Below are 12009 nucleotides of genomic sequence, written 5' to 3'. Positions count from 1 at the left end.
AATGATGTTTGTGAGCACTAGCATAGCAGTAACGAAAAACCGCGACAATGCGCGGTTTTAAAATCGTAATACTAAAGATTTTTTTTGAACTTAGAAGCCGCCTAACTCATCCCATTCATCGTCGCTCAGTAACTTATTTAAATCGACTAATATCAGAAGTTGACCACTGCGGTTGCTTACGCCTTGTATAAACTTAGCACTTTCTTCAGTGCCAACGTTAGGCGCACTGTCTATTTCAGATGAGCGCAAATAAACTACTTCAGCAACACTGTCTACCAAAATACCAACAACTTGCTCATCCGACTCAATAATAACGATGCGTGTGTTGTCTGTGATATCGCTTGGCGGCAAACCAAAGCGCGAACGAGTATCGATTACTGTCACGACATTTCCGCGCAAGTTGATAATGCCAAGAACGTAATCAGGCGCACCTGGTACTGGCGCAATTTCCGTGTAACGCAACACTTCCTGAACCTGCATAACATTGATACCGTAAGTTTCCTCATCGAGTCGATAAGTTACCCACTGCAAAACCTCGTCATTTGGATCGCTTGCGGTAATCGTTGTTCTTTCTTCGCTCATTTCTTCACTCCGTCACACAATATTTAGTCATTACTGCCTGCCCCTGATTGAAGCATCTGTACTAGCTCCGAGACATTAATTAAAGCACACATTTTTTCTTTTACCATACCAGCTAACCAAGGGCGTTTGCCGGTATGCTCTCGCCATTGAACGTCGGACTTTTCAAGTTCAACGGTATTGACTAGTTTTTCACAAGCTAAACCCCATTCGGTTTTGCCTAAATTAATGAGAAATTGATAATCCAATGAGTCCAATAATTCATTTGTACACTTCTCTGGCATCACCCATTTAGCTGAATCTACAACGTTAAATTTATCATCGTTTTTTATCATCACACCCATGAACCAATCAGGCTTACCTATCATTGGCGACACTTTGGCTATTTGATGAATACCACCCAACTCTATCAAGGGCACGGCTAAGGTTAAACCGGCAACCTCAAAAAACAAAGCTTGAAAACGTTCTGCAAGCGAGTCTTTCATGCTCAGTGGTGCAACAAACTCTACTTTACTAGTATCTATGTCGACCTGAGCCGTAATTTCTTTATATTCATCTTCAACAAATTCGTCAGCACTGTCGTTGCTCTCATTAAGCCTATGCTCAGTTTCTGTCTGCGTGTCTTCTTTGGTGTGAATGTTAGCATCGGTATTAATGGATGTTTCGACTAAGGAAGCAGCCGCTCTATCCAATAACTTTTGGGCCCTTGTCTCGTGGCTCTCATCGGTATCGCTATCAAGGAGTAAATCATTGAGATAATCCTCTACCACACTTTCTTTGGCAAATTCGTTTTTATCCTTCACTGCTAATGTCCTTTAACCACTTTTGATAAGCAAACACGCCTCTGCACTTGGGTGCAAATACCGACGCTGGCACCCTAGCTTCACTGGCGTCTCTAAGCCTCGTATCAACCGGTATAAAACCTCTCCACAGATAATCTGGATAGTCTTCTTTGAGCTTGTTGTATGCTGTAATAGTAGCGTTGACCCGTCGGTCAAACATCGTCGCGATGATACTAATGGGAACGTCTGCAGGCATGGTTTTACGCATAATTTGCAGGGTACGCATCATACGATCTAAACCTTTAAGAGCTAAATGCTCAGTTTGCACAGGCACAATAATTCTCGAACTGCAAGCAAGCGCGTTAACCATCGATACTCCCAAAATAGGCGGGCAATCAATGACCACATAATCGAAATGAGCTTCAATTGATTTAAGCGCTTTTTTTAATATTAGCCCTTTCCCGCTCTCCATGCCCATTTTTCGATCAAGGGTTGCTAACGCCATCGTTGCCGGCAAAACCTGCAAGCCCTTAAGTTCAGTGGGACATAAAACATCAAGCAGGCTTGCGCCTAAAAAATCCGCTGGCTCAGCGAACACATCATAAATACTTGAATTGAGTGTTTCAGAGTCGATACCAAAATAGTAACTCAATGAGGCATGGGGATCAGTATCAACGAGTAAAACGCGATTTTTTTGTTGCGCCAAAATTCCGCCGATAGTCACCGCCGAAGTGGTTTTCCCGACGCCACCCTTTTGATTTGCCACCGTCCAAATGTTCACGAGGATTTCATTTCCACTATTATGTGCTTGGCTATATTATCTAGTGGGATCACTCTATCACAAACACCCGACTCACCCACGGCTTTTGGCATGCCATATATAACACTCGTTGCTTCGTCTTGAGCCCACACCGTGGCACCCTTCAATTTTATTTGCTTTGCACCGGAGGCACCATCGCTTCCCATTCCTGTGAGTACAGTAAAGAGTACCTCTCCGGCAAACGACTGAGCAACAGAAGCCAGCGTAAAATCGATACTTGGATGAAAATGCAACTTTTGGTCGCGTGGTGCATCACTAATTTTAATTTTAGAGAATATGCCTTTGCCGGTGAGCGACATTTGCTTACCGCCCTCAGCAAGATAGGCGTGACCGGGCTTGAGCCGATCACCATCTTTAGCCAAGCTGACACTTATCTTTGAATATTTATCCAAACGCTCCGCAAAGGCTTTGGTAAAAGTACTTGGCATATGCTGCACCAACAAAACAGGGTGAGCAAAATTAGCTGGTAAAGCGCTTATTACTGTCTGTAATGCGACGGGGCCGCCAGTGCTCGCGCCAACGACAAGTAATTTGTAGTGTTTACCAGAGGGGGGAAGAGGCTCAACAGTGGTATCTGGCACACCGTGTTTAGTCAGTTTGTACTTTGATGAACTAAGTAATGGCTGTCTTACTCGCGCTTTTCGCCGCGATCTCGCAACCGACTTCAACTTATGTTGCAGTAATCGAATAGCCTCGGGGCGTTCTTTACTAATCTCGTCAAACTTTTTAGGTAAAAAATCGATTGCGCCTGCGGCAAGCGCATCAAGAGTTTCTTGCGCACCACTGTGAGTAAGGGAAGAGAACATTAAGATAGGAGTGGGTGTATTTTGCATTATCGCGCTTACTGCCGATATACCGTCCATTACCGGCATTTCAACATCCATTGTGATCACATCTGGTTGCAGCTCTGCGGTTTTTGCAATGGCATCTTTACCATCAACCGCTTGCCCTACTACGACGATGTTGGGATCTTGTTCGAGCATACTAGACAAACGCCGTCGATAAAATGCGGAGTCATCAACAATTAATACTCGGTAAGCCATTCCTAATCCCTAAAAGCGAGCATCGTGCTCGCCTTTGATTGTGTATGAGATGCGCTATTTAGGCGTAACGTTTCAGTAAACTCGGTATATCTAAAATTAACGCGATGCCACCGTCGGAGGTTATTGTCGCGCCAGCCATTCCCGCTGTACCTTGAAGTAAAGCATCTAGGGGCTTGATTACTACCTCTTCTTGTCCGATTAAGGAATCTACGACAAAGCCAACTTGCTGAGTACCAATTTGTACCACAACGACATGCCCTTTTGCGCGGTCAGAATTACTGGGTAATCTATTTAGCCAATCCCCTAAATAGAAGAGAGGTATCGCTTTGGAGCGCACAATCATGGTCAACTGACCATCTACCGTATTTGTTTTACTAATATCCATATTAATGATTTCATTCACCGACCCCAAAGGTAAGGCAAAGGTTTGCTCGCCAACCACTATCATTAATGTGGGTAATATTGCTAAGGTCAAAGGTACCTTTATTTCTAAAACAGTGCCTTTACCAAGCTCTGAATTAATATTGACTGAGCCATTAAGTTGGTTGATTTTAGTCTTGACTACATCCATACCAACGCCACGGCCTGAGATATCACTTATCTCAACCTTAGTTGAGAAGCCTGGAGCAAAAATTAAGTTAAATGCCTCTACATCTGACATTCTAGCTGCTGAGTCTGCGTCTAATACACCTCGACTAATAGCGATCTCTTTTAACTTTTCAGGGTCCATCCCTTTACCATCATCATCAATAGTAAGCAGTATGTGGTCACCTTCTTGAGAAGCCGATAGCTTCACCGTGCCCATACGTGGTTTGCCCGCAGCCTCGCGCTCATCTGGCATTTCGATACCATGATCAACAGAGTTTCTAACTAAGTGAACAAGTGGATCGGCCAAGGCTTCCACCAAGTTCTTATCTAAATCAGTTTCTTCACCTTCAAGCTGAAGCGTAATTTCTTTTTTCAGAGTTCGGGCTAAATCGCGAACAACTCGAGGAAAACGCCCAAATACCTTTTTGATTGGTTGCATGCGGGTTTTCATGACTGCGCCCTGCAGATCACCTGTTACCACGTCAAGATTAGCAATCGCCTTAGTCATACTCTCGTCGGCGTTATTGATACCCAAACTCAACAAACGGTTGCGCACCAACACTAATTCGCCAACCATGTTCATTATTTGATCAAGGCGTTTCGTATCAACCCTAACGGTTGTCTCGGCTTGAGGAGCAGCAGCACTGGCTTTCTTGTCATCTTTCTTCGCTGGTTTGGCAGGTGCGGCCGGTTTTTTTGCTGCCGCTTTGGCCGCAGGCGCTGGTGAACTAGTAGGCGCTTTATCTTCTTTTACGACTGGCTTCGTGGGCGGCTTTTCAGCTTTCTTATCTGTGCTCTTAGCATCGTTGACCTTCTTGTCGGTGGCAGCTTCACTGTCCTTTTTCGGTGGCGTAGCCGCTACTTTCGGGCCTTGACCTTCACCATGCAATTGGTCTAACAGCGCTTCAAATTCATCGTCGGTAATTTCATCAGGATTCGCGTTGTTTTCAGCCTCAACTTTAACGCTTTTGTCTTCCGCTTTAAATGACCCCTTACCGTGCAGGTCGTCTAGAAGTGCTTCGAACTCATCATCGGTTATATCGTCACCTGAGGTATCTACCGCTGCGGAAGGCTTAGCATCGTCGGTTTTGTTTGGAGCAGCATTGCCATGCAACTCATCGAGGAGAGCCTCAAATTCGTCTTCGGTGATTTCGTCAATCTGTGAATCGTTTTCGTCGTCTTCGATGACTAACTCATCTTCGTCAGCAGTGTCGTTATCTATTGCTTCAACGACTTCTTGGGAATCAGTAGATTGTTCATTGTCATCAGCGCCATCATCAGCGCCGCCGAAAATTTCTGAATCAGGTGTATTTGGATTGCTGAGTTTGTGCAACACTTGAATTAATTCATCAGGCGCTGCTTCTAAAGGCTCGCGATTTTTAACTTTTTCGAACATATCTACAACCACATCAGTGGCTTGAAGAATAGTGTCCATGAGTTCTGGCGTTAACGTGCGTTGTCCATTGCGCATAATATCGAATACATTTTCAGCTCCGTGGCAAATGTCGACTAGTTCAGTGAGTGCGAGGAAACCTGCGCCGCCCTTAACTGTATGATAACCTCGAAAGATAGCGTTGAGTAAATCACTATCTTCTGGATTATTCTCTAGATCAACAAGTTGCTCTTGGAGTTGTTCAAGAATCTCTCCAGCTTCCACTAGAAAATCTTGTAATATCTCTTCGTCAACTTCAAACGACATTCGTCGGCTCCCCTAAAACCCTAAACTGGACAGTAAATCGTCGACGTCATCTTGCCCACTAACTACGTCATTACGATTTTCTGCATCGATAATCGGCCCTTCGGCTTTAACTGTATCGGTCTCTTTCTTAGAACTTTGAGCATTATCTTCAGTTTGTTTTATTTCTTGAGTATCACCAAAGGCAGTGAGCATAGACACAAGGTTGTCTTCGACTTCTTTTACTAGTTCAATGACGCGTCTAATTACCTGACCTGTAAGGTCTTGATAGCCCTGAGCCATAAGCACTTCAGTGAGTAGAGAATTTAATTGAGCAGAATCAGCAGTTGCATCAGCAAGCAGCTTATCTAGGTCAGTGCATAGTGTTTTAAACTCACCTAACTCCATTTGTCTACCCATTAATTTTTGCCATTCTGGCATAATCTTGGTGAGGCGATCATTTAGACCTTCCGCTAATGGCATGCTCTTTTCAACGGCATCCATTGTCGAGTTCGCGGCTTTTTCGGTTTCTTCGATTACGTAGGTTAGACGTGAACGCGCATCAGGAATGGCATCTTGGGTGATATTTGTAATTTTCTCGTCAACTTGGAAAGAATTCAATGAATCATGCAGTTGACGTGTTAATTTACCGACCTCTGAAAAAAGCTCGATAGACTCTCTCATGGTGATCGTATCAACGAGCGCATTAGCCTGTTCTCGGTCACCGTTTTCTAAATATTCTACTAATAGCTTCGCCTCTTCGAGCGAAACCATATCTCGGTTATTCGTTGTCATACAACGTTACCCCTTGAAGTATCGCTGTTTATCCTAGACGTTCGAATATCTTATCTAGTTTCTCTTTCAATGTTGCCGCAGTGAAGGGTTTAACGACATAGCCATTAACACCCGCTTGGGCAGCAGCAACTATTTGCTCTTTCTTCGCTTCGGCAGTCACCATTAACACAGGAAGATGTTTTAAGTTGTCGTCGGAGCGTATCGCCCTCAACAAATCAATACCCTGCATTCCAGGCATATTCCAATCTGTCACAACAAAGTCAAAATCACCCTGTTGGAGCATTGGCAATGCTGTATTACCGTCGTCTGCTTCTTGGATGCTGGTGAAACCCAGATCTTTCAACAAATTTTTAATGATGCGTCTCATTGTCGAAAAGTCATCAACAACTAAGATTTTCATGTTCTTATCCAAAACTGCCTCCGTTATGGAATAAAAAAGGGATATTCGATATCAAAAATTAATCGGCTGTGCGCCAAGAACTCATTTTTGACTTTAATTTTAACATTGCTTGACTGTGAATTTGACTCACTCGTGATTCACTCACTTCAAGCACTTCACCAATTTCACGCAAGTTTAACTCTTCATCGTAATAAAGAGACAACACAATTGCTTCACGCTCTGGTAATGTTGTTATCGCCCGAGCCAGCGCTTTCTGAAATGAACCTTGCACCATATCGTTATAAGGACTGTCTTCACCCTTGGTTGCATCGGTGGTGAGTACATCTTCGCTTACGCCAAGATCTTCAATACCAACGAGTTTTCCGGCGTTCACTTCATTCAGCATCTGATGATATTCTTGCATCGATACCTGCAACCTCTCGGCTACATCAACATCACGAGCGTCGCGTCCGGTCGCTTTTTCAACCTGTGAAATCGCTTCAGTTATTGCACGACTGTTCTTATGCACTGAACGCGGAGTCCAATCACCTTTTCGAATTTCGTCGAGCATTGAACCGCGGATACGAATACCTGCAAACGTTTCAAAACTTGCACCTTTAGAGCCATCAAAGTTTTTGGCTGCTTCAAGCAAACCAATCATCCCTGCTTGTATCAAATCGTCGACTAAAACGCTTGCTGGCAACCTTGCCATTAGATGATGAGCAATTCTTTTGACCAATGGAGCGTGTCGTTCGACCAATTGGTTTTTATCAATTTGTTGTTGATAGACTGCCACTTTGTTACTCACTGATTAAATACCTACTCGTTTCTCGATACTAATTGTTCAATAAAAAACTCTAAGTGACCACCCGGCTGTGTCGGGATAGGCCAAGACATCGTCTTTTCTGCCAAATTAGATATCGCCACTGCTGCTGGTGATGATGGAAAAGCATCAACTACCGCAGCCTGCTTACGCACAGATTTACGAATATTTTCATCAAATGGAATAACTCCCACTAATTCTAATGCAACATCCAGAAATCGCCCTGTAACTTTGGAAAGCTTACTAAATAGTTCCTTCCCTTCCTTATCGCTACGAACCATGTTCGCAACAATCTTAAACTTAAATACGCCATGTTCACGGTTAAGAATTTTAATCAGTGCATAAGCGTCGGTGAGTGATGTTGGTTCATCACAAACTACAACTAACACATCTTGAGCTGCTCGCGAAAAACTCATCACCATATCGGATATACCAGCAGCGGTGTCCACCAATAACACGTCAATTTCCGTGCGCAGTTCGCTAAATGCTCTAATTAAGCCGGCGTGCTCGGTTGAACTTAATTCGGCCATAGACTGCGAGCCTGATGTTGCAGGGGCTATTTTAATGCCATGCGGACCAGTCACCAAAATATCATCAAGGGTGCATTCACCGCGCAAAACGTGGGATAGGTTTTTATCCACTCTAAGGCCCAGAAGCACGTCAACGTTCGCTAGGCCTAAGTCAGCATCTAGCACAAGCACGCGCTTGCCTTGCTTCGCTAAGGAAATAGCTAAGTTTAAAGATATGTTGGTTTTACCAACACCGCCTTTACCGCCGGTGACTGCCATAACCTTAATTAATTTGGACTGATTCATTTTTCGTAAGCTGCTCGCTTGATCTTCTATCATACTGCTCTAATTCCAGAAGCAGTGTGTGAATGTTTAGTATGCGCCAATCCGTACTTTTTATAAAGTTTTGACGCCACCAATGTTAAATTCTTTGCATCCGCTAGTTTTATATCTTCAGGCACTCGCTGTCCATCCGTTACGTAGCTTAGGCTGAGGTCATTTTCAATGACTACGCTGAGGGCCTCTCCAAGGCTATAACACTCATCAAGTTTACTTAAAATACAACCGCTTAGGTTTGTATTTCCATACGCTTGTATGGTTTGATGTAACACCTGATACTGCGCACCAGCAGGTAACACTAAGTATTTTTTGATTTTAGCGTTAATTTCTTTCTCGTAATCACTTAATTGATTGATTAGTCTAACATCTCGTTGAGAAAAACCCGCCGTATCGATGAGGATTAACTTCTTGTGTCTAAATTGATAAAGAATATGATTGAGTTCTTCGGAACTTTGCGCCTTTTTAACCGCACAACCAATTATTTTCCCATATGTCGCCAACTGCTCAAATGCCGCAATGCGATAGGTATCAATGGTTATCATAGCAACTTCATTGGCACCGTATTTTTGTGCATATTTTGCAGCTAACTTAGCTACTGTTGTGGTTTTACCTGTGCCGGTTGGACCAACTAAGGCAACTATGCCGGATTGTTGAAGAATGTCGTTTCCGCCAATTTGCAGGCGATTCGCGATTAGGTTTAACAAATATTCCCATCCATCTTGCTCGCTAGTGTTAGCTGGGAGAAAATTAACCATCTGCTCAATAAGCGTTTCGCTCACTCCCATACCCATCAATTTGTTTGCTAGATAGTGTTGTGTAGGATTTTGACGCTTGGTTTTTTCGTCACTTAACCCTCTCACTTGATGCTGTAACACATTTCTAATTGAATGTAATTCAGCTTGAATCGAGGAAAGTTCGGTGCTCTGTACTGGTGCTTGCTCGACAGGAGCTGAAGAATTACGCTGTTGCATTAAACTGGCAGCCTGGCTGTCAAAATCAGTATTCATTCGCATATCGTCATGTTGTGAATCGATCTCAGGACGATTCACTGGCGTTCTTACATACTCGTTGGTCAGCTCGGCTTCCCGGCGGCGTTTTTCCGCTTGCACCCCATCAGCATAGGTCTGGCTGACCACAGGTGATTGGGCTACCTCTGGCTTATGTGCTTGAAGTGATGCTTGTTGTTGTATTGCGTTTGGATTTTCCAACTGCCCTGACTGTTGCTTTTCTAGCAAGGCTCGCAAACTATCAGGTCCATCATCGCCAATTATTTCACTCAATGAAGGTGTGCTTTTACCTTTCTTGGCAAGACTGATTGTAGGTGGTGGTTGGCTCATTTCTGCCTCTTTGTCCACCGCAGCAACGAGCTCTACGCCACCGGCAACCTTTTTATTCGACATAATAACAGCGTCACCACCAAGCTCGTCTTTCACTTGCTTGAGTGCTTCGCGCATGTCTTTGCCAAAAAAGCGTCTAATTTTCATGATGTCCTCTTTAGTGTATGTAATGCGTCAGTTTATTGACCGACTGATGACACTATTTTAATTTGTTTGTCGTCAGGTATTTCCTGATATGACAACACATGTAAACCTAGCACTGAATGTTTCAAAAACCTTGATAACACGGGGCGTAACATTCCTGAAGTCAATAACACAGAAGGCTCGCCTGCTAACTCTTGTTGTTGACTTGCTTCGGTAAGTGATTGTTGAATCTTCTCTGCAAGCCCAGGTTCAATACCTGAACCATCATCACCTCCGGCTTGAAGAGACTGATGCAACATCTGTTCCAAGTCTGGTGCTAAGGTAATAACGGGTATCTCATCACCGCCAGAAGTAATGTCCTGAACAATCAATCTCTTAAGCGCAATACGTAAGGCAGATACCAACACATCGGGGTCTTGGCTCTTCGGTCCGTATTCACATAGGGTTTGACAAATAGTTCGCATGTCTCTAATCGGCACCCCTTCATATAACAAAGTTTGCAGCACTTTCACGACAGTGCTCAACGACAAGATATCGGGCACTAAGCCTTCTACTAATTTGGGGTTATTTTTCTCAAGCATGTCGAGTAATTGTTGAACCTCTTCATGCCCTAGTAATTGGTAAGCATTTGTCGTTAGTAATTGACTAAGGTGAGTGGCAACCACAGTCGCCGAATCTACCACGGTATACCCAAGCGTCTGCGCATGCTCTCGTTGCGAAGCTTGTATCCACACTGCATCTAAACCAAAAGCTGGATCTTTGGTTTTAGTACCATTTAGCTCACCAAATACTTGGCCGGGATTGATAGCCAGTTCATTGTCATGGCTGATTTCGGCATCACCTATCGACACTCCCATCATAGAAATTGAATATGCATTCGGCGAAAAGTCTAAGTTGTCGCGTATATGAACCGGCGGTATCAAAAAACCTAGCTCTTGAGAAAGCTTTTTGCGAACACCTTTGATGCGAGTCAATAATTCGCCGCCCTGTGATTTGTCGACCAAAGGAATAAGTCTGTAGCCAACTTCTAGTCCGATTGTGTCAACGTGTTGCACGTCATCCCAACCCAATTCTTTTACCTCAGAAGGCACAGCGCCCGCATCTGGCATGGTTTCCACCAGTGCTTTTTCTTGGGCTTGTTTTGCTTTCATTCTGTCGCGGAAATAGGCATAGCCGCCTACGGCAGCAGAGAACCCCAAAAAGGCAACATGCGGCATACCCGGCACAATTCCCATCACGAAAAGAATGGCAGAAGTGATATACAGGGCCTTACGATTTGCTAATTGCTCGCGAATTTCATGTCCCATCTCTTGGGTGTCGTTCTCGCGAGTCACAATAATGGCCGTAGCAACAGACAGTAACAATGAAGGAATTTGAGCAACTAGACCATCGCCAATAGTCAGTATTGTATAGACTTCCATGGCCGTGCTGAAATCAAGGCCATGTTGAAACATACCAATGAACAAGCCACCGACGATATTAATGAGCATAATAAATAAGCCGGCAATGGCGTCACCTTTAACAAATTTAGACGCACCGTCCATAGACCCATAAAAATCAGCCTCTGTCGTAATTTCTTCTCTTCGCTTACGAGCTTGATCTTGATCGATGTAACCTGCATTTAGGTCTGCATCTATCGCCATTTGCTTACCTGGCATGGCATCGAGGGTAAATCGTGCGCTCACTTCAGATATTCTGCCTGCACCTGCGGTGACTACTTTGAAATTGATGATAAGAAGTATCGCGAAAACCACCACACCCACAACATAATTACCGCCAATAACCACTTCACCAAAAGCTTGAATCACCTTGCCAGCGGCATCACCTCCTTCATGCCCTTGTATCAAAACTACTCGGGTAGAAGCGACATTGAGTGCTAAACGTAACACTGTTGCCACTAGCAAAACCAATGGAAAAATACCAAAGTCTATTGGCCGCTGAGTGAAAACCGACACTAAAATAATGACGAGTGAAAGTGCGATGTTGAAACTAAAAAGAACATCCAATAATACTGCTGGCATAGGTAAAATAACCATGCCCATAATAGCGAGAACGACGACAGGCGCGCCCATTCCAGCAAGGATGCTCTTGATTTGTGTTTTATCAACGCGTTGAAAAGCGGTAGTTAATTGCATACAACAGAATTTTGACAGCTAAGTAATAATACTTGGTGTATATCAACTACCGTGCCAGAAA

General features: G+C 43.9%; 11 protein-coding genes. All 11 read right to left on the bottom strand.

The window, feature by feature from the left end; all coding sequences use genetic code 11:
- Nucleotides 1–90: 90 nt before the first annotated feature.
- The 11 genes from ISG33_RS03120 to flhA are packed head-to-tail and all read right to left on the bottom strand — an operon-like array spanning nucleotide 91 to nucleotide 11948.
- On the bottom strand, nucleotides 91–582 hold the full coding sequence (locus ISG33_RS03120; RefSeq protein WP_195732087.1) for a chemotaxis protein CheW: 492 nt from the start codon (nucleotides 580–582) through the stop codon (nucleotides 91–93).
- Between the two features lie 23 nt (nucleotides 583–605).
- Entirely contained in the window at nucleotides 606–1382 is a 777-nt protein-coding gene (locus ISG33_RS03115) for a chemotaxis protein CheW (protein WP_195732086.1), read from the bottom strand.
- Entirely contained in the window at nucleotides 1372–2142 is a 771-nt protein-coding gene (locus ISG33_RS03110) for a ParA family protein (RefSeq protein WP_195732085.1), read from the bottom strand. The genes ISG33_RS03115 and ISG33_RS03110 overlap by 11 nt, the downstream gene beginning before the upstream one ends.
- Nucleotides 2139–3224: a protein-glutamate methylesterase/protein-glutamine glutaminase gene (locus ISG33_RS03105; RefSeq protein ID WP_195732084.1), complete on the bottom strand. Its 1086-nt coding sequence runs from the start codon at nucleotides 3222–3224 to the stop codon at nucleotides 2139–2141. The genes ISG33_RS03110 and ISG33_RS03105 overlap by 4 nt, the downstream gene beginning before the upstream one ends.
- Before the next feature lie 58 nt (nucleotides 3225–3282).
- The gene (locus tag ISG33_RS03100) at nucleotides 3283–5511 is read right to left on the bottom strand and encodes a chemotaxis protein CheA (protein WP_195732083.1); all 2229 of its coding nucleotides are present in this window, start codon (nucleotides 5509–5511) and stop codon (nucleotides 3283–3285) included.
- A 12-nt stretch (nucleotides 5512–5523) separates the two neighbouring features.
- Nucleotides 5524–6282 (bottom strand): protein phosphatase CheZ, encoded by a 759-nt coding sequence (locus ISG33_RS03095; RefSeq protein WP_195732082.1) that lies wholly within the window; start codon nucleotides 6280–6282, stop codon nucleotides 5524–5526.
- 28 nt (nucleotides 6283–6310) lie between these two features.
- A complete protein-coding gene (gene cheY / locus ISG33_RS03090) occupies nucleotides 6311–6694 on the bottom strand; it encodes a chemotaxis response regulator CheY (RefSeq protein WP_195732081.1) in 384 nt (127 codons plus the stop codon).
- A 46-nt stretch (nucleotides 6695–6740) separates the two neighbouring features.
- Nucleotides 6741–7469 (bottom strand): RNA polymerase sigma factor FliA, encoded by a 729-nt coding sequence (locus ISG33_RS03085; protein ID WP_195732080.1) that lies wholly within the window; start codon nucleotides 7467–7469, stop codon nucleotides 6741–6743.
- An 11-nt stretch (nucleotides 7470–7480) separates the two neighbouring features.
- Nucleotides 7481–8332, bottom strand: coding sequence for a MinD/ParA family ATP-binding protein (locus tag ISG33_RS03080; protein ID WP_305040883.1), 852 nt, complete (start codon nucleotides 8330–8332; stop codon nucleotides 7481–7483).
- Nucleotides 8329–9816 (bottom strand): flagellar biosynthesis GTPase FlhF, encoded by a 1488-nt coding sequence (gene flhF / locus ISG33_RS03075; protein WP_195732078.1) that lies wholly within the window; start codon nucleotides 9814–9816, stop codon nucleotides 8329–8331. Before flhF ends, ISG33_RS03080 begins: the two co-directional genes overlap by 4 nt.
- A 32-nt stretch (nucleotides 9817–9848) precedes the next feature.
- Nucleotides 9849–11948 carry a flagellar biosynthesis protein FlhA gene (gene flhA / locus ISG33_RS03070; RefSeq protein WP_195732077.1) on the bottom strand — a complete coding sequence of 700 codons (2100 nt, stop codon included), beginning with the start codon at nucleotides 11946–11948 and terminating at the stop codon, nucleotides 9849–9851.
- Nucleotides 11949–12009: the final 61 nt, after the last annotated feature.

Origin of the sequence: Marinibium conchae, from assembly GCF_015595035.1 — a bacterium.
In the GTDB taxonomy this organism is placed as follows: domain Bacteria; phylum Pseudomonadota; class Gammaproteobacteria; order Enterobacterales; family Alteromonadaceae; genus Glaciecola.
This window is presented reverse-complemented; position numbering and strand designations above follow the sequence as displayed.